The organism is Burkholderia sp. A2, assembly GCF_001729305.1.
Taxonomy (GTDB): Bacteria; Pseudomonadota; Gammaproteobacteria; order Burkholderiales; family Burkholderiaceae; genus Burkholderia; species Burkholderia sola.
On record NZ_LZXX01000090.1, the window covers coordinates 492,762 to 511,555 of the forward strand.

The following is an 18,794-nucleotide window of genomic DNA, read 5'->3' on the forward strand; positions in this document are numbered from 1 at the left end:
GGACTGCGCGCCGTGAACCCTCCAACCGGGAAATCGCTCGTTCAGGCGACGCCCCAAGTTGTACATACAACTTTGCCTTTTCAGAGGGGAGGCCAGCAATCCGTGTTTATCTCTAATTGTCGGCGGATTAGGATCAGCGAGCCTTATTTTCCTTGATTTTCAATTAACTACTGATTACGCAAGGCTGAATGACAGCTTTCTCGCCGCGTATGGAGGTGGCCGGACAGTGCGCGGCAGCTGTCTAGACTTCGTCGGCCGAGTCATCCAACGACAGACCCACCACCGCGCTCGTCATGCCTTCCGCTCTTGGCCGGCACGGCCCGGCACGTTTACGCATCCTTTGCAGGCGCGCGGCGAGTCTATACACCGTCTCGCCACGGCGATTTCTAGAATGGGGGCCATGTCCAGGACGAGATCTCCGCGGTGCGGAGCCCGCTGCGACCGGGGATGAGCACATGAAACCGACCAGAGCCGATTCCGCTGCTTCACGCACGCTGCCGCCCGATCGTTCGCGGCGCCGCTCTCCCACCGACGCACTCGTGCTGCTGTCGATCCGCGTCGAATCGGACAACCTCGCGCTCGTGCGGCGCCAGTTGCATCAGGCCGTCGGCGCCGCGCTCAACTGCTACACGGCCGCGATCGACAGCCGCACCGGGTGCGCATGCATCGAACTCGAAGTCGCGCGGTCGCAGGCGTCGCCCGCGATCCTGTCGATCCTGCGCGTGCTGCCGGCCGCCGAATTCGGCACGATCCGCCTGCTCCTGCATTAGCCGGCGTCCACCGCCACGCGTGACACGCGTCACGCGCTCCCCTTTCATCGATTCGCACACGCGTGTCCGCACGGGCGCGTGACGGATCGCCGTTCCCGTCGCAACGGGCCTTTCCAGGAAACATACGCAATGAAAAAAGCAGTCGTCGGTACCCTCTCGCTCGCATTCATCGGCGCCGCCGCGCATGCGCAAAGCAGCGTCACGCTCTACGGGATGCTGGATGCCGGTATCGCCTATACGAACAACCAGTCGGGCAAGAGCGCGTGGCAGCAAGGCAGCGGGCTGCTGTCGAATACGGTCTTCGGGCTGAACGGCAACGAGGATCTCGGCGGCGGCCTGCATGCGCTGTTCCGGCTCGAAAGCGGCTTCAACCTGAACAACGGCACGCAGTCCTATCGAAACACGATGTTCGGCCGCCGTGCGTACGTCGGCCTGCAGAGCGATCAGTACGGCACGCTGACGCTCGGCCGCCAGTACGACGCCGTGGTCGACTATCTCGGCCCGCTCGCGATGGCGAACAACGGCGACGGCAACAACCTCGCGTCGCATCCGTTCGACAACGACAACCTCGACGATTCGTTCTACATCGACAACGCGGTGAAATACACGAGCCCCACGCTCGCCGGCTGGCAGTTCGGCGGCCTGTACGGGTTCGGCAACGCGGCCGGCGGCTTCGCGAACAACCGCGCATACAGCGCGGGTGTGTCGTATGCGAACGGGCCGGTCAGCATCGGCGCCGCGTACCTGCAACTGAACCGCGGCGGCCTGACGGCCGGCGGCGCACTGTCGACGAACGACGCGCCGAACTTCCCGGCCGTCCGGCAGCGCGTGATGGGCGCCGGCGGCAGCTACGCGTTCGACCGGCTGACGATCGGCGCGTTGTGGACGCATACGATGTTCGACGAGACGGCCGCGTCGTCGCTGCCCGGCGCGCTGAACGCGTTGCGCTTCGACAACTACGAAGTCAACGCACGCTATGCGCTGACGCCGGCCGTCTCGTTCGCGGGCGCCTATACGTTCACCGACGGCCGCTACGATGACGCGACCGACAGCCACCGGCCGAAGTGGCACCAGGTGACGCTGATGGCCGACTACGCGCTGAGCAAGCGCACCGACGTGTATGCGGAAACCGTGTACCAGCACCAGTTCGGCGTGTCGTCGGGCGCGACGCTCGGGTTCGCGAACGTCACGGGGCTCGCGGCTTCGTCGACCGGCACGCAGGTGGTCGCAACGGTCGGCATCCGGCATCGGTTCTGACCGCGCGCGGCCGTCGAAGGCCGGCCGCTCTGTGCAATCCCGCATGGACGCGCGCCGGCCGAACAGGGATCATTCGGGGAATCCGGGCCGGCACGCCCGCGAAACCGGTACACTCGGCGCCGGGCGCGCGCCGGATCGGCATTCGGCGGCGGCCCGCTGCCGACTCTGAATCGTGATCCCATGACCACACCGATCTATCAGGAAATCAAGGACTTCATCCTCGCGCGCATTCATGCCGGCGAATGGGCGGAAGGCGACCAGGTGCCGTCGGAGAACGAGCTCGCGCGCGAATTCAACGTCGCGCGGATGACCGTCAACCGCGCGCTGCGCGAGCTGACGGCCGAACAGGTGCTCACGCGCACGCGCGGCTCCGGCACCTATGTCGCGTCGCCGAAATACGAATCGACGCTCGTCGCGATCCGCAGCATCTCCGACGAAGTCGCCGCGCGCGGCCACGGCTATCGCGCGCAGGTACTGCTGGTCGGCGCGGCCGTCGCCGATGCGAAGCTCGCCGACGAGCTGCAGCTCGACACCGGCAGCCCGATCTTCCATTCGCGCGTGCTGCACTTCGAGAACGACACGCCCGTGCAACTCGAGGAACGCTGGGTCAATCCGGCCTGCGCGCCCGAATACGCGCTACAGGACTTCACGACGACGACGCCGAACCAATACCTGACGCGCGTCGCGCCGCTGCAGCGCGTCGAATACCGGATCGAGGCCGCGATGCCCGACGCCGACACGCGCCGCCACCTGACGATGGACGACCGCGAGCCGTGCCTGCTGCTGCATCGGCGCACGTGGTCGCAGGGGCTCGTCGCATCGGTCGCCAATCTGTGGCACCCGGGCAGCCGCTATCGGTTCACCGGGCATTTCTGATGCCGATGCGCGGGCTTACCTCGCGCGCGGTTGCGCCCATCGTTCGATCGCACTGACGGCCCGCTCCAAGCCTGCTTCTTGCGCCAGACGCGCACCGAGTTCCGTCGCGCGCGCCTTCGTCTCGCTCCGTTCGGCAAACGCGATGGCTCGCGCCAGCGCGGCAGCCTCCATGCGCCGGCCCGGCACCGGCGCATCCGCGACACCGAGCCGTTGCAGCCGGTTCGCCCAGAAGAACTGATCGCCCGCGAACGGTACGACAACCGACGGAATGCCGGCCCGGGCGGCCGAATGCGTGGTGCCCGAGCCGCCGTGATGAACCGCCATCGCGACGCGCGGGAACAGCCAGTCGTGCGGCGTATCGCCGATCACGCGAACGTGCGCCGGCAGCAGCGACGCGTCGATGCCGCTCCAGCCCGGATAAAACAGTGCGCGCCGGCCGGCCAGCGCGTGCGTCAGCGCCGCGGCCATCGCCGCGCGATCGAAGCCGGCCATGCTGCCGAAACCGACGTACACGGGCGGGTCGCCCGCGTCGAGAAACGTCGCGAGTTCGGGCGGCGGCGCCCACGCGCGCGCATCGATCCGCCACTGGCCACAGGCCTGCGCGTTCGCCGGCCAGTCGGCCGGGCCGGACAGCAGCGCGGGCGAGACGCCATACAGCATCGGATGATCGGTCCACACGCGCTTGCGTGGCGGCAACCCGCATACGCTGGCGCGCGCGGCGTTGGTCGACTTCCTGAACGCCTGCCACAGCAGCGCATTCACGAACCGATGGCTCGCGCGATTCAGCCCGCGCGGCAACTTGCCCGGCGGCAGGAACGGCGACGCGAATTCCGCAGTGGGCGTGATCGGGATCATGCCCGTGCCGATCGCCGGTATGCGGCGATATTCGGCGACCGACAACCCGACGAACGACGCGAGCCCCGACACGAGCAGCGCGTCGCAGCCGGCCGACGCGTCCGCCACTTCACGCATCCACGCGGCCGTGTTCGCATTCGCGATCGCCGCGAGCGCCTTCGACGTATCGGTGAAGCCGCCGCGCCCGCGCACCGCATCGGCCAGCGCGCCTTCCGGCGCGATCGCGCGGCGGATATCGCCGGACAGCGGCGCCGACGGCACGCCGAGCGCGGCCGCCGCCCCGAGCGTCGCCGCGTCGGCGAGCAAGCGAACGTCGTGGCCGGCATCGATCAGCGCGCGGCCGAGCGCCGCGAGCGGGCGCGTGTCGCCTTCGGTGCCGTAGGTGGCGATGACGAGTTTCATGCAGGACTCCTCGTGCACGGCGGAAAAGGTTGGATTCAAAAAAGTGCACGTCGTATACTAATGCAATCCGCACACTTTCAGTCAATCCCCTGCCATGACGATTCCGACCGACGATCCGGGCCGCCGCGCGCGCAAACGCATCCAGATGCTCGCGCATCTTGCCGCGACCGGCGCGCGCCTGTTCGATGCACACGGCTACGATGCCGTCACGATGGAGCAGATCGCCGCGCAGGCCGATGTCGCGAAACGCACGCTGTACAACCACTTTCCGACGAAGGAAGCCGTGCTCGCGCACTGGCTCGAAGGCGAGCTCGCGCGCGATCTCGCGCATCTGCAGCAGGACGTCGCGCGGCGCAAGACCTTTGCATCGCGGATCGGCTGCGTGCTCGACGCGTCGGCCGCGTGGTGCGAACAACATCCGGTGTATCTGCTCGCGTACCTGCGGCACCGCTTCCCGAGTATCGGCGCAGCCGAACCGGAGCGTGCGGGAGAGAACGGCAGCGACATCGCACTGGTGTGGCAGCAACTGATCGCAGCCGGCCAGCAGGCCGGCGAACTGAACGGCACGCTGCGGGCCGATCAGCTCGCGACCTGGTTCCATCACCTGTATCTCGCGGCGATGCTGCGCTGGCTGACCGTGCCGGGGCTGTCGCTGAAACGGGAGTTTCAGTCGATTGCGAAGCTGTTTATCGAAGGCGCCGAAGCGAAACGGTGACGCGTGCACCAGCGCCCGGAAGAGCGTCGCGTAACCGCGCAACGCAGCGCCACGGGCAGCGGGACGCAGCCAACGCGTCGCACGCCGCATACACATTGTTACAACGAACGCACGCTTCGCATGCCAAATTTCCCGTGCAGCAGTATGCTGATGCGGTACGGCTGCGCACTGTGCATCGGGCAATCCCGTCGTTTGCACGCGACACGCGCCGCCGTCGCGACCGCAATCACGCGTTGCAAGGAGGGTTGTGATGGCTACCACGCATCAGCACTTCCACCTCGAACTACGGCACGCCACCGCGCCGACCTACTTCATCAGTTACCTGTTCCCTGCGTTGCTGTTCGTCTACGAACTGCTGCGCGTCGGCCAGTGGATCCGCGATCACGGGATGCAATTCGTCGCGTTCAAGCAGATGGGCTACGAGTATCTGCTGATGCTGCTGTTCGTCGGGCTGCAGATCGTCGTCGAGGCGATCTTCCTGCTCGGCGCCGCGATGCGCAAGGATCACCGCGATTTCGAACACCGGTTGCCAAACGTGATTCTCGGCATCGGTCTCTCGATCGTATTGCTGGCGATCGATCTCGCGATCCAGCTTTCGTTCTGATCGCCGGCGGGCGTCCGCCCGCTGGCGACGGCAAGCGCGCTCAGGCGCGCGCGTCGCGCAGCCCCGTCGCGACGGCGGCCAGCACGTCGTCCGTTCGCTCGCGATGCGGCATGTGTCCGCAGCGAGCGAGCAACAGGAACGACGACGGCCCCGCGACGCGCGCGGCGATCCGCTTCGGATGCACGTCCGAGCCGTATTCGTCGTCTTCGCCGTGAATCGCGAGCGTCGCACACTGCACGCGCGGCAGGTCGTCGTCGAGACTCCAGTCGCGAAACGCCGGCGACAGCCACGTGTCGACCCACGCGCGAAGCACCCATTCGGCCTTGTCGCCGTGATAGCGCGCGAGCCGGTCGAGCTGCCCCGGCTCGTCGAACTGTCGCCCCGCGTCGCGAATGCCGGCCAGCGTGCGATCCTCGACGAACGCCTGCGCGGCGACCGTCACGAGGGCCCGGCAACGCGCCGGATGCGCGGCCGCACAGCCGACCGCCATCCCGCCGCCGACGCTGTGCCCGAACGCGACGAACGCATCGACGCCGAGCTGCTCCAGCACCGCGACGAACGCGTGATCGGCCTCGTCGCGCACGAACGTCGTGCCAAGCGCTGCCGGATGACGATCCGAACGGCCGAAACCGAGACGGTCGTAGGCGATCACGTCGCGTTGCGTCGCGCGTGCGAGTTGCGCGGGAAAGTCGCGCCACAGATCGACGCAGCCGAGCGAATCGTGCAGCAGCACGATCGGCGCGGCCGCGTGCCGCGCCGGCCCCGCACGCCAGCGTTTCGCAAAGAGACGCCCTTGCGGCGTCCCGACGGTCGTCTCCTCGGTCACGATATCGGTCATGTGTCGGTCGTCTGCTTGAAAGCGGCCGCCCGTCGGCGGCCGCGTCGAATCGGGACATGGTGGCCTGCCGGCGCGCGCAGCGTCAAGCAAGCCCCTATCGCCCACGCGCTCATTCGGGCTGCGGCGGCAGGTACTCCATCTGCGCTTCGTCGTACAGCCGGTAGATCAGCGCCTGCATCGCGCGAATGTCCTCCGATTCGTCGAGCATCCGCATGCTCATGATGATCGGCGACACGAGGTTCGGATCGTCGAGCGGCTTGTAGCTGATGTCGTCGCGCTTGAGCCCGTACACGCTGTGCGGCACGACGGACACGCCCTCGCCCATCGCGACGAGGCCGAGCGCGATCTGCAGTTCGCGCGTCTCGTAGATCCTGCGCGGTTGCAGCGCGCGATCGTGGAAGGCCGCGAGCACCTGGTCCGCGTAGCTCGGGCGCGGCGCCTTCGGAAAGATGATCAGCGTGTCGTTCACGAGATCGTGCAGCGACAGCACGGGCTTCGCGCTGTCGAGCACGTGGCCGACCGGCAGCGCGACGATCATCCGCTCCTCGCGCAGCACGACGCGGCGCACGCTCGGATCCTCGTGGCGGATGCGCCCGAACCCGACGTCGATGCGCCCTTCCTTCAGCGCCTTGATCTGGTCCATCGTCGACATCTCGTGCAGGCTCAGCTCCACGGCCGGATATTCGCTGCGAAAGCGCCGGATGATCTTCGGCAGCATCCCGTACAGCGTCGAGCCGACGAAACCGACCGACATGCTGCGCTCGATCTTGCCGACCCGCTTCGTCATCGATTCGAGCTCGGTGGTCTGCGCGAGCAACTGCACCGCGTGCGAATAGAAGAAGCGCCCGGCATCGGTCAGCTTCAGCGGCCGCGCGGTGCGCTCGAACAGCGGCACGCCGAGCGCGTCCTCGAGCTGCTGGATCTGCCGGCTCAGCGGCGGCTGCGCGATATGCAGCCGTTCCGCCGCCCGCGTGAAATTCCGCTCTTCGGCTACCGCGACGAAGTAGCGGAGGTGTCTCAACTCCATGTTCGAATCCTCCCGGGACAGGCAACGGACGCTCATCCGGCACCGCGCGGACAGCGCCCGCAACGGTCGCCCTCGTCGGCTATCCGTACCGGCCTTCTCGATCGCCTGCTGCCCGCTCCCGTCACGATACCTCAGCCGGCGCCGATCCCGGCTCGAGCAGCGTGGTGCTCGCGGCGACGTCCGGGGCCGCGCAAAGCAAAACGGGAAGCCGCGAGGCTTCCCGTTCGTTCACCGACGCCGCGCCGCGGCATCGTGCCGACCGCATCACACCTCGGTCGCATACAGCGCGTCGCGCTGCTCGTGGCTCAGCGAGTCGAGCGGCACGTCGGGCAACTGATAGCAGATCATCGTGCCGTACAGCTCGGCCAGGCAGTTGCTGCCGGCGTCGAGCGCGTAGCCGTCCTCGCCGTTCGGCGCCGGCGGGTACACTTCGCGCCACGCGTTGATCGCGGCTTCGATTCGCACGATGGAAACGGGTCCGGCCTTCCGCTCGGCGGGTGATGCGCTCATGAATTCCTCTGGGTTGCGCGCTCCGCGGGCCATGCCGGCCCGGGTGGAGCGATGAAAACGCCGGGCGTGTCGCCGGCCGCCGCGCGCCGCGCGCGCCGGATGCCGATCCGCGCCGCGCCTGTCGCGCCGGCCGGGCCGCGGCCCGGTAGGGTCGGGCAATATAACCGGCTTTGACCCCGCGCAGGCAAAAGCCGGGCAAAAAAAACGGGAAGCGCGCGGCTTCCCGTTTCGTCGTCCGTCACGCGGCTGCGTGCGGCGCCGGCGTCAGCCCACGGTTTCGCGGTTCGCCACCGGCTGCCGCTGCGCGCCGCGATTCGCGGCGATCCACGGCGCGATCTCCATGTCCTCGTAGCGCACGAACCGGCTCTTCTTCAGGAGCCGGAAACCGAGCCACACGACCACGAACAGCGGAATGCCGACATAGGTCGCCGTCACGCCGGCCCAGTCGATCCGGTTCGCGAGGAACGCCTGGTAATCCTGGCCGAGCGCGATCACGAGGCACAGCACGAACGCGAACAGCGGGCCGAACGGGAACCACTTCGACTGATACGGCAACTGGTCGAGCGAATAACCCTGCTTCACGTACCCCTTGCGGAACCGGTAGTGGCTGACCGCGATGCCGAGCCACGCGATGAAGCCCGTCATCCCCGACGTGTTCAGCAGCCACAGGTACACGGTCTTGTCGCCGTACAGCGACGTGAAGAAGCACAGCGCGCCGACGGCGGTGGTTGCGTACAGCGCGTTGCGCGGCACGCCGCCCGGCGACAGCTTCGCGAACACCTTCGGCGCGCGGCCTTCGGTGGCGAGGTTGTAGAGCATCCGCGTGGATGCATACATGCCCGAGTTGCCGGCCGACAGCACGGCCGTCAGGATCACCGCGTTCATCACGCCGGCCGCGAACGCGAGGCCCGCATGGCGGAACACGAGCGTGAACGGGCTCACGCCGATGTCGGTCACGTCCGTCTTCAGCAGGTTCGGGTCGGTATACGGAATCAGCACGCCGATCACGAAAATCGCGAACACGTAGAACAGCAGGATCCGCCAGAACACCTGGCGCACCGCGCGCGGGATCGTCGTGCGCGGATGCTCCGATTCGCCGGCCGCGACGCCGATCAGCTCGGTGCCCTGGAACGAGAAGCCCGCGATCATCGCGACGCCCATCAGCGCCGGCAGGCCGCCCGCGAACGGCGCGTCGCCGATCGTCAGGTTGCCCCAGCCATTCGCCGGCGCACCCTTGAGAATGCCGAAGATCATCAGCAGGCCAACGCCGATGAACGCGACCACCGTGACGACCTTGATCAGCGCGAACCAGTATTCGGCTTCCCCGAAGCCGCGCACGGTGAGCGCATTGAGCAGGAACATCACGGCGAGGAACGCCGCGCTCCACCACACGCCCGGCACGTCCGGAAACCAGTAATGCATCACGAGCTGCGCGGCGACGAGCTCCACCGCGATCGTCACCGCCCAGTTGTACCAGTAGTTCCAGCCGAGCGCGAAGCCGAAGCCTTCGTCGACGTATTTCGCGCCGTAGGTCGCGAACGAGCCGGACACCGGCATGAACGCGGCCATCTCGCCGAGGCTCGTCATCAGGAAGTAGACCATCAGGCCGATCAGCATGTACGCGACCATCGCGCCGCCGGGGCCGGCCTGCGAGATGGAGGCGCCGGACGCGACGAACAGGCCCGTGCCGATCGAGCCGCCGATGGCGATCATCGTTAGGTGGCGCGCCTTCAGCGCGCGATGAAGCTTGGGTGGGTTCGCGGGCGAACCGGGTGGGTCGGAATTCGGAATGGCGGACATAAACGAGACGAACGTTGAGCGAGCCGGCATCCGTAGCCGGCGCATGCGGAATCGGAGCGCGGTGCGCGTCCTGCGATGCATTCGATGCGGCCCCGATACGCGTTGCGCGGCGGGCGCCTGCGGCGAAGCGCGGATTCTACCTGATTCGATAGGGGCAGCCGAGGTCGCGCCGCCTGCCGCCACGCCGGGATTTCGCGAAATCAACGGGTTGGCCGCGCCGGCCGTCGCCATTTCCCCGCACCCTTGCAAAACCACGACGACGATCGGGTCATTCGATTTTCGATTCCTCCGAGACCCTGTAATCCTGTCCCGATCCGCCAAATGCCGCGGCAATAGGCAAAATCGACTGATGATTACACGATTAATCAGACAAAAAGACCGACACTACTGTCAATTGATTCAAATCAAGTTTCCCGCGTGCAATGCGGTAATGATGCGTCACCGCTGCGAATGACGCCGTTCACATGCATGTTTTGCATGTGCACGCGAATTTCAGGATTTCGCGGGATAATGACGCTTAATTCGAAATAATCCGCGCGCGGAACCGCCAACGACGCGAGTAGCCGCCGCCCGCTGCCCCCGAGGATGAAGTCATTCCCGCTGCCCGCCACGCTGCGCCGCCATACCGCGTCGATCGTGGCACGCATTCTGTCGCCCCGCGGCGTACTCGTGGCGGGCATCGTCCTGCTGATGTTCAGTTGGGGACTTTCCACGTCGCTATTAATCGAGGCGCGACGCGACGCATATGGCCATGCGGTAGAAAACGCGCGCAACCTGATGCTGCTGATCGAACGCGATATCGCGCGCAATATCGAACTCTACGATTTGTCGCTGCAAAACGTCGTCGACGGCATGGCCGATCCGGAACTGATGACCTTGCCGCCGCGCCAGCGCCACCGGCTGCTGTTCGACCGCGCGGCCACCGGCGCCTATCTCGGCTCGATTTTCGTGATGGATGCGCACGGCAATATCGCGATCGATTCGAGCGCGTCGCCCGCGCGGCAAGGCAATTTCGCCGACCGCGACTATTTCGCCGTGCATCGCGACCGGCTCGCCCCCGGCCTCTACATCAGCCGGCCGTACGCGTCGCGGCTGCGCGGCGGCGCGCTGACGATCGCGCTGAGCCGCCGGATCAACCGGCCCGACGGCACGTTCGGCGGAATCGTCGTCGGCACGCTCAGCATCGACTACTTCCGCGCGCTGCTCGACGGCCTCGCGGTCGGCCGGCACGGCAGCGCCGCGATCGTCGAGGACAACGGCACGCTCGTGTCGCGCCTGCCTTACGACACGCGGGTGGTCGGTCTCGACCTGCACGACTCGCCGTTGTTCATCGACGCGCAGCGCGGCCGCGCCGGCGAGCTGACCGGTGTCGGCGCCATCGACGGCGTGCGGCGCATCTATGTTTACAAGCATCTCGCCGGGCTGCCGCTGATCGTCGACGTCGCGCCCGCCGAGATCGACGTCTACGCGGCGTGGCGCCACCGCGCGATCTGGACCGTCGTGCTGATGAGCCTGTTCACGGCGTTCATCGCGTGGGGCTCGCTCGCGCTGTCGCGCGAGCTGAAGCGCCGGCAGGACGCCGAATCGAAGCTGTACCGGCTCGCGCACACCGATTCGCTGACCGGCCTCGACAATCGCGGCACGTTCGACACGGTGCTCGCGAAGGAGGCGCAGCGCGCGTCGCGCAGCGGCCGCCCGTTGTCCGTGCTGTTCGTCGACGTCGACCACTTCAAGGCATTCAACGACTACTACGGCCACCCGGCCGGCGACGACGTGCTGCGCCAGGTCGCACAATCGCTGACGCGCAGCCTGCGCCGCGACAGCGATCACGTCGCGCGCTACGGCGGCGAGGAATTCGTCGTCACGCTGCCCGACACCGACGCGCCGGGCGCGGCAACCGTCGCCGAAGGCATCCGGCGCGCGATCGCGGAACTCGACATCGAACACGTGAAGAGCCCGTACGGGTGCGTCACGGCCAGCATCGGCACGGCCACCGCCGCCGACGGCCGGATGAACGCCGCGACGCTGCTGCGGCGTGCCGACGAAGCGCTGTACCGCGCGAAATCCGGCGGCCGCAACCGCGTGCTGGACGCGCAATCGAGCGCGGCCGACGCTTGAAGCACACTAAGGCGATGCGATCCGGCGGGCCGCGTGATCGGATGCGGCCACCTGCCGCACGGCCACTGCCCGGCGGCCTCGCCGTGGACAGCCCGCGCGCGTTCGGCTAGCGTTACGTCAGCTGCGCATGCGGCGCGGCGCCGGCCCGCGCACGCCGCCGTGCGCGTTCCCGCCACTCCCGCTCCGTCATGACCGCCCCGCTCCCGACCCGACTGCCGCCGCTCGTGCGCCACGCGCTCCGCCCGCTGCTCGACCCGTACCGCCGCTACCGGCACGCGAAGCTGATCCACGCGGCGCGCGTCGCGCTCGCGATTCTCGTGTCGATCGCGCTGTCCACCGGGCTGAACGTGCCGCATGGCGAATGGTCGACGATCACCGTGCTGATCGTCGTCGGCGGGCTGCAGCATCACGGCAACATCCGCAAGAAGGCGGCCGAACGCGCGCTGGGCACGTCGATCGGCGCGCTGGCGGGCCTCGGGCTGATCCTCCTCTACTCGTTCCTGCATGCGCCGTTCGCGATCTACCTGCTGATGGCCGTCGGGTGCGGCGTCTGCGCGTATCACGCGATCGGCAAGGCCGGCTACATCGCGCTGCTGTCGGCGATCACGATGGTGATCGTCGCCGGACACGGCGACAACGAGATCGTCGACGGCCTGTGGCGCGCGGTGAACGTGCTGGTCGGCATCGCGATCGCGCTGGCGTTCTCGTTCGCGCTGCCGCTCTACGCGACCTATTCCTGGCGCTACAAGCTCGCCGACGCGCTGCGCGCGTGCGCGGCCGTGCATGCGCGGCTCGCGGGCGACCGCCACGTGAGCGACGACGCGCACCTGAAGGAAATGGCCGCGCTGAGCGCGCTGCTCGTGCAGTTGCGCTCGCTGATGCCGTCGGTGTCGAAGGAATGCGAGACGTCGATGGCGCAGCTCGAGGCGATCCAGCGCAGCCTGCGCCTGTGCATCGGGTATCTGGAGATCCTGTCGAGCGCGCTGCCGGCCTCCGACGACGTGGCGGCCCGCGAATACGTGCGCGTCGAGATGAAGGGCGTGAACCGGCGCATCCGCGACACGCTGATCGGCGCGAGCCGTGCGCTCAAGTTCGGCACGCCGAGCCGGCTCGCGGCGCGCCGCCGGCCGGCCGAGCCGCCGCCCGACGCGCCGCCGCCGCAGTTGTCCGGCTACGTATCGATCACGGCCAAGCTGGCCGGCGAAGTCGACCAGTTGCGCGAGCGGCTGCTCGATACCGCGCGGTCGTGGAATATCTGAGTTCCGATTTCACGCGCCATGCTTTCATATGCCTTTCTGTGCAACGAGGCGATGCGCTGGCGACGGGGAACGCCGGGTTGACCGCCGATCCGGCCCCGGAAACTCGGCGGCGGCCCAGCCCTTCAGCGCACGTTTCGGCTGCGATGCAACACCGTCCAGCCCGGTGTTCTCCAGCCGGTTAACCGCCTGTCAGGCCCGCCGCGACAGGCGCGACGACGGTTCCGCACCAAAATCAGCCCTTGCCCCAACTTCGCGGACAGCCGATACTCGCATATTCCGCGAAATACGATCCCACCGGCTTCAATCCACGGTAATTCCTATGAGCACGATTCTCGAAAGCCTCCCGACCGGCCAGAAGGTCGGTATCGCCTTCTCCGGCGGCCTGGACACCAGCGCCGCGCTGCACTGGATGAAACTGAAGGGCGCCGTCCCGTACGCATACACGGCGAACCTCGGCCAGCCCGACGAAGACGATTACGACGCGATCCCGAAACGCGCGATCGAATACGGCGCAGCCGGCGCCCGCCTGATCGACTGCCGCGCGCAGCTCGTCGCCGAAGGCATCGCGGCGCTGCAAAGCGGCGCGTTCCACATCACGACCGCCGGCGTCACGTACTTCAACACGACGCCGATCGGCCGCGCCGTGACGGGCACGATGCTCGTCGCCGCGATGAAGGAAGACGGCGTCAACATCTGGGGCGACGGCAGCACGTACAAAGGCAACGACATCGAGCGCTTCTACCGCTACGGCCTGCTCGTGAACCCGGATCTGAAGATCTACAAGCCGTGGCTCGACCAGACGTTCATCGACGAGCTCGGCGGCCGCGCCGAAATGTCCGAATTCATGAACCAGGCCGGCTTCGCGTACAAGATGTCGGCCGAGAAGGCGTATTCGACCGATTCGAACCTGCTCGGCGCGACGCACGAAGCGAAGGACCTCGAAAGCCTCGAAAGCGGCATCAAGATCGTGAACCCGATCATGGGCGTCGCGTTCTGGCGCGACGACGTGAAGATCGCCGCCGAGGAAGTGACGGTGCGCTTCGAAGCCGGCCAGCCGGTCGCGCTGAACGGCGTCGAGTTCAAGGATCAGGTCGAGCTGCTGCTGGAAGCGAACCGCATCGGCGGCCGCCACGGCCTCGGCATGAGCGACCAGATCGAGAACCGCATCATCGAGGCGAAGAGCCGCGGCATCTACGAAGCCCCGGGCCTCGCGCTGCTGTACATCGCGTACGAGCGTCTCGTCACCGGCATCCACAACGAAGACACGATCGAGCAGTACCGCGAGAACGGTCGCCGCCTCGGCCGCCTGCTGTATCAAGGCCGCTGGTTCGACCCGCAGGCGATCATGCTGCGCGAAACGGCACAACGCTGGGTCGCACGCGCGATCACCGGCGAAGTGAAGATCGAACTGCGCCGCGGCAACGACTACTCGATCCTGAGCACGAAGTCGCCGAACCTCACGTATCAGCCGGAACGCCTGTCGATGGAGAAGGTGGCGTCGACGTTCTCGCCGCGCGACCGGATCGGCCAGCTGACGATGCGCAATCTCGACATCACCGATACGCGCGACAAGCTGCGTGTGTATTCGCAAGTCGGGCTGCTGACGCCGGGCGAAGCGTCGGCGCTGCCGCAGATCAAGGGCGATAGCGACAAGTAAGCCAGTCGCTTTCGCGAGCGGCCGGGCGGCGTGACAACCGCCCGGCTGCATGCAGTACTTCCCTTCCCGCTTTTTCTTCAAGCACTGCCGGATTCGCAGCGCATATCGCGACGATCCTGCAGGCGCGTCAAAGTTTGTTCGACGCCGTGGCTGTGGCTGTGGCAGTGGACGTCGCAGCGGCTGCAGGCGTCGTCATCGTCGTGGCAGCAGTGGCAGGCGCCGGCGTACGGGCCAGATCCCGACCGATCATGTCCGCGACCGACTTCTCGCACGATTTGATCCCTTCCACCGACTTGTCGAAATTCTTCTCGAGATCGCTGAAGCTGCCGTACGTGTATGCGAAATCGCTGTCGATGTGGACGCTGTTCGCCTTGACGTCGTAGCCGCACGCGAACGTCTTGTAATAGAGGTCCTGCTTCGTCTTCGCGTCGAGAATGCGCGCGCGGATGACGACCCACGGAATGTAGTCGAGCTGCTGGGGCGGCGAGATATAGCCGAACGACGTGAACCACACGTTCATGATCGCATCCGCGTCGGTCTGGATCGCCGAGTAGTCGTCCGACTTGCCGTCATCGGAGAGCTTCACCTTCTGGCCGTCCAGCTTCACGACCTGATAGCCGTTGCCGGTGAGGCGGCCCGCCACGCCTTCCGCGATGTCCGGTGCGAACACGATCTTGCCGGCCGCCACGTGATCCGTGTACGTGCTCGTATGGCTCGCGTTGACGGCCACTTGCGCGAGCGCGCCGATCAGGCCGAACCCGCCCGCCGCGCCGCCGAGATTGAGGACCGAGACACGCTTCGGCTCGGTGACGTCGAGCATCGCGATCGAATGCAGCTTCTGACGCGCCTCGGGTTTCATGTCGGTATTCGGCAGCGTGGTGCAGCCGGACAGCAGCGTCACGAGCAGGCCGCAACCGAACAGGGTGGCTTTGGAGAAGTTCTTCATTGGATGAGTGGCTTTCGTTGTTGACGGAACGTATTCATCGGGCCGCCGCACGCGGTGCGTCGACGCGCCGTGTGCGGCTCGGCCGTGCGTTTATTGTTTGATCACCTGACCGTACGCGATGAAGCTGTAATCAGCCGCGCGCAGCACGTAGAGGATCGAGCGCTTGAAGCCGTTGGTTCCCGTGATCGGCACGAACATGATCGCGGCGCTGCCCGACAGCGGAACGCCGGCCGGCAGCTTGCAGCCCGTCGACGCGGAGGCGGTCACCGTCATGTCGTACATGTTCTGGTTCGAGCCGGGCGTGGAAAGCAGCAGCGTGCCGCTCAGGTTGCAACCGCTCAGCGTGCCGGTGAGCGTACCGCCCGATGCAATCGCGAACGACGCGTTGGTCGTCGCCCACGTGCCCACCACGCTGTCCTGCGTGACGGCCAGTGCGTTCGCGGCGTTGTAGGTCCACGCGAAATTCGACGCCGTACCGTTGCGGCTGATCGTGCCGGACAACGTCTGCTGCGGGCTGTATGCGCCCGAGCCCGAATCGATCTTCGTGACGATGCCGCTCGTTCCTGCAAAGTTGATACCCGGCGCGAGCGACCACGTCGAACCGTTGACGGTCAGGGTCGAGAAATCGTCGGACATCACGAACGATCCGAGCAGATTGAGCGTGCTCAGGTTGTTGTGCGGGTCGATCAGGGCGATCGTCGAGTAGCCGAGGTTGCCGGATGCCGACCAGATCCCGACCGGGCCGGTTGCCGTTGCGGCCGTCGAACCGGTTTGCGGGGTCGTCAGGCTGGGCAGTGCCTCGCCGACCGTCACCGGCTGTGACGATGCGACGGGGGCGCTTGCGGGGGCTGCTGCGAGCGGTGTGGACGCGACGGACGGTGTGCTGGCTGCGTTATTGGCGCCGCCGGTGTTGGCGGGCGTGCCGCTGCTTGCGTTCGACGAGCCGTCACCGCCGCCGCAACCGGCGACAACGAATACCGAGATTGCGGCTGCTGCCAGCAGGCAAAGGGAATGCTTGTTCAATTCAATCCTCGATTTTTTTGATGCTTTTTTAGTGGTCTAGATTCGAATCGCGTTACTTTTCTGGTGGGTTACGTGGGCCTCCTCGAGCGATGTTGGGTGCTTGGGGTGATGTGTTGGGGAAGCGCGATGAGGGGGGCGTCGGTTGTCGGAGATTCGGCACGACGGGGACGAGCGTGGAGGAGTGGTCGTGCGGGAACGTGTACGCAGCGGTGAGAACCGCGTGCAGCAGCAGGCATGCCGCGGCAAGGCAAAGGCGCAGCGCGCGCCAGCCCCCGGTGCCTGCGCGCCCAATCGAATCGGTGCATCCCATCTTCTATACTGCGCACGGCTTCGCCGGCCGCGCGCCCCCTCGGTTATCTGGTCGTGTGGTTTGGTTCTACGGCTCTAATAATACTTTTTTGAGCTGCCGAGGAAGGTAACGGCGGTGGTGGGGATTTCTTTAGGGTGGGTTTATCGAGGGAATTTTCTAGGGGGCTTTGTTCCGGCGCTCCATAAGCCCTCTCGCTCGGCCGTTGGCTCGGGCGATGAAGTCAAACCGCGTTTTTTTAATTCAATCTGTCGATCGGGAAAACGCTTCAGTCACGACGCAGCGGCACAAGAACGTCCCAGGCTAGCGGAACAGCGTTTTGCAAGTACCAGAGCCAGTATGATCGACGGCGTTCGGCGCCTCCCGTGGCTTCCCAGATCGCACTGCCCGACACCGCAAGCGCTGCGTAATAGTCGGCGCCCCAATCGTCTGGAGGTACGCTCTTTTCGCTTTCGCCGACCACATCGAAGTTCGTGTCGTACAAAATCGTATTGATCGCCGAGAAGACGGCCATGCCCGCATAAACGGAGACAAAGGCCGGTTCGCCATGTTCGAACAGATCGATAACCTTCGTGTGGTACTCGCCGTTGGCTATTTCGAGGGTGGGCAGATCGAATTGACCCGATAACGCGTCGATGCCGCTCGCCAGGATCGCTTCGGCCGCCGTCAACACGCTCGCATACGGACTCAGCCGGTCTAGCACCTCTCTCGCACAGATCACAGCCAATCGCGCGCAGCGTAAGTACCCCCGCATCGGCGTGTTCGGTCACCGATAGAGCTTCGATCAATTGAAGAAGGTCTTTCCGGACGGCAGGCGGGAGTTCACCCTCTGTCGTAATCAATATCGCAGCCGTCGATAATGCGTTGGACAAATGTTGCGGAATGCGCATCGCTTGTTTTGACTCTCCGCGACCAACGGCACCAACAATGCTGAAAGATCAACTGGGTTTCACATTCCTCTTGAAAATCAGACAATCCCTCAATGAAACAAAACTCGTTCAAATCACATATTTCGACATAAACTCAAATTCATCGAAATATGCCTTCGGCCCAATTTCCGACATCCACTCCTTCGGCACGTATGCACTATCAACATCCACCTTATAACCATTTCGCCAAGCAAGTTTGCTATAAATAACCGCTGGAGCACAAATTAAGTCGGCAAAGAACCCTCCGTCCAGAGATGCACGCTTGCAAATTGATTTCGGCGAAACCAATTCACCAAGCGCGACCTCCATCCCATTAACATCCCCCTCCGCAAGTGCCAAATAAAATCTATGATCAACCAGAAATTTCCTCTCCCTACCGCCCCTCGGAGGATTTGAAATTACTCGCTCGCAGCGCTCCCTCAAAACGTCCCAATCCCCACGCAGCGCAACAAAAAACTGCTCCGTCCAAAAATCAAATAAATTATGGTTATTTACTCTCTTTACGTCAAATTCAGAATCAATTCCACCATACCAATCAAGCAACCCCTCATGACCAGAAATCAAATAATAAATACCATTAATCGCCCTGCGCTCATATGCCAATGTACCAATAGGCTCATTATATTTTGGCTGCGAGAGAATATACTCCAGCTTCGCACGGACATAGAACCATTGCTTGAAGGTCGCAACATCGCCAGTCTCGTACCATACCGAAATTGCCGACGCCTCTGCATAACTCATTAACGTGCGCAGACATCCGGATGGATCACCCAAATCACCTTCTATATTGGCGATACAATTATCCAGCACTCCACTCGAAACATCGAACGCACGCCTCTTCAAGACATGATTCAACCGATTAGCCGCTTCCTCGGTAGCTGGAATTTTCGTCACAAATCTC

General features: G+C 65.2%; 18 protein-coding genes. 8 read left to right on the plus strand and 10 right to left on the minus strand.

What is annotated here, in order from left to right:
• The first annotated feature begins 455 nt into the window (after positions 1–455).
• From A9Z05_RS14205 to hutC, 3 genes are all read left to right on the plus strand, one after another.
• A complete protein-coding gene (locus A9Z05_RS14205; RefSeq protein ID WP_084044246.1) occupies positions 456–770 on the plus strand; it encodes a hypothetical protein in 315 nt (104 codons plus the stop codon).
• 129 nt (positions 771–899) lie between these two features.
• The gene (locus A9Z05_RS14210) at positions 900–2,027 is read left to right on the plus strand and encodes a porin (protein WP_069618628.1); all 1,128 of its coding nucleotides are present in this window, start codon (positions 900–902) and stop codon (positions 2,025–2,027) included.
• A 180-nt stretch (positions 2,028–2,207) separates the two neighbouring features.
• On the plus strand, positions 2,208–2,903 hold the full coding sequence (gene hutC / locus A9Z05_RS14215) for a histidine utilization repressor (RefSeq protein WP_069618629.1): 696 nt from the start codon (positions 2,208–2,210) through the stop codon (positions 2,901–2,903).
• A 15-nt stretch (positions 2,904–2,918) separates the two neighbouring features.
• Here hutC and A9Z05_RS14220 read toward each other — a convergent pair whose 3' ends face one another.
• A complete protein-coding gene (locus tag A9Z05_RS14220) occupies positions 2,919–4,160 on the minus strand; it encodes a glycosyltransferase (RefSeq protein WP_069618630.1) in 1,242 nt (413 codons plus the stop codon).
• A 94-nt stretch (positions 4,161–4,254) separates the two neighbouring features.
• On the opposite strand from A9Z05_RS14220, the gene A9Z05_RS14225 reads away from it, so the two are divergent.
• Positions 4,255–4,875: a TetR/AcrR family transcriptional regulator gene (locus A9Z05_RS14225; RefSeq protein ID WP_069618631.1), complete on the plus strand. Its 621-nt coding sequence runs from the start codon at positions 4,255–4,257 to the stop codon at positions 4,873–4,875.
• Positions 4,876–5,125: 250 nt separating this feature from the next.
• Positions 5,126–5,479, plus strand: a complete 354-nt coding sequence (locus A9Z05_RS14230) for a hypothetical protein (RefSeq protein ID WP_006482519.1) — start codon at positions 5,126–5,128, stop codon at positions 5,477–5,479.
• Between the two features lie 40 nt (positions 5,480–5,519).
• Here the strand turns inward: A9Z05_RS14230 and A9Z05_RS14235 are convergent, their stop codons facing one another.
• The 5 genes from A9Z05_RS14235 to A9Z05_RS36925 all read right to left on the minus strand — a co-directional run bounded on the left by A9Z05_RS14235 (position 5,520) and on the right by A9Z05_RS36925 (position 10,301).
• Positions 5,520–6,317 carry an alpha/beta fold hydrolase gene (locus A9Z05_RS14235; protein ID WP_069618632.1) on the minus strand — a complete coding sequence of 266 codons (798 nt, stop codon included), beginning with the start codon at positions 6,315–6,317 and terminating at the stop codon, positions 5,520–5,522.
• A 109-nt stretch (positions 6,318–6,426) separates the two neighbouring features.
• Positions 6,427–7,344, minus strand: a complete 918-nt coding sequence (locus A9Z05_RS14240) for a LysR family transcriptional regulator (protein WP_069618633.1) — start codon at positions 7,342–7,344, stop codon at positions 6,427–6,429.
• A gap of 264 nt (positions 7,345–7,608) precedes the next feature.
• Positions 7,609–7,854, minus strand: a complete 246-nt coding sequence (locus tag A9Z05_RS14245; RefSeq protein ID WP_069618634.1) for a DUF3717 domain-containing protein — start codon at positions 7,852–7,854, stop codon at positions 7,609–7,611.
• A gap of 264 nt (positions 7,855–8,118) precedes the next feature.
• Positions 8,119–9,654 (minus strand): amino acid permease, encoded by a 1,536-nt coding sequence (locus A9Z05_RS14250; protein ID WP_069618635.1) that lies wholly within the window; start codon positions 9,652–9,654, stop codon positions 8,119–8,121.
• 404 nt (positions 9,655–10,058) lie between these two features.
• Positions 10,059–10,301, minus strand: coding sequence for a hypothetical protein (locus tag A9Z05_RS36925; RefSeq protein ID WP_176730198.1), 243 nt, complete (start codon positions 10,299–10,301; stop codon positions 10,059–10,061).
• Here A9Z05_RS36925 and A9Z05_RS14255 point away from each other — a divergent pair.
• From A9Z05_RS14255 to argG, 3 genes are all read left to right on the plus strand, one after another.
• Positions 10,240–11,772: a diguanylate cyclase gene (locus A9Z05_RS14255; protein WP_069618636.1), complete on the plus strand. Its 1,533-nt coding sequence runs from the start codon at positions 10,240–10,242 to the stop codon at positions 11,770–11,772. The two genes, A9Z05_RS36925 and A9Z05_RS14255, sit on opposite strands and share 62 nt — an antisense overlap.
• Before the next feature lie 188 nt (positions 11,773–11,960).
• Positions 11,961–13,031 (plus strand): FUSC family protein, encoded by a 1,071-nt coding sequence (locus A9Z05_RS14260; RefSeq protein WP_069618637.1) that lies wholly within the window; start codon positions 11,961–11,963, stop codon positions 13,029–13,031.
• A gap of 319 nt (positions 13,032–13,350) precedes the next feature.
• Positions 13,351–14,688 carry an argininosuccinate synthase gene (gene argG, locus A9Z05_RS14265; RefSeq protein WP_050018060.1) on the plus strand — a complete coding sequence of 446 codons (1,338 nt, stop codon included), beginning with the start codon at positions 13,351–13,353 and terminating at the stop codon, positions 14,686–14,688.
• A 127-nt stretch (positions 14,689–14,815) separates the two neighbouring features.
• On the opposite strand, the gene A9Z05_RS14270 is transcribed toward argG, so the two are convergent.
• The 4 genes from A9Z05_RS14270 to A9Z05_RS34695 all read right to left on the minus strand — a co-directional run bounded on the left by A9Z05_RS14270 (position 14,816) and on the right by A9Z05_RS34695 (position 18,787).
• On the minus strand, positions 14,816–15,634 hold the full coding sequence (locus A9Z05_RS14270) for a hypothetical protein (protein ID WP_069618638.1): 819 nt from the start codon (positions 15,632–15,634) through the stop codon (positions 14,816–14,818).
• Between the two features lie 90 nt (positions 15,635–15,724).
• The gene (locus A9Z05_RS14275) at positions 15,725–16,657 is read right to left on the minus strand and encodes a hypothetical protein (protein ID WP_084044247.1); all 933 of its coding nucleotides are present in this window, start codon (positions 16,655–16,657) and stop codon (positions 15,725–15,727) included.
• A 575-nt stretch (positions 16,658–17,232) separates the two neighbouring features.
• Positions 17,233–17,718, minus strand: coding sequence for an Imm5 family immunity protein (locus A9Z05_RS14280; protein ID WP_069618639.1), 486 nt, complete (start codon positions 17,716–17,718; stop codon positions 17,233–17,235).
• A 244-nt stretch (positions 17,719–17,962) separates the two neighbouring features.
• Positions 17,963–18,787: an Imm49 family immunity protein gene (locus tag A9Z05_RS34695; RefSeq protein ID WP_141723415.1), complete on the minus strand. Its 825-nt coding sequence runs from the start codon at positions 18,785–18,787 to the stop codon at positions 17,963–17,965.
• Between the last annotated feature and the right edge of the window lie 7 nt (positions 18,788–18,794).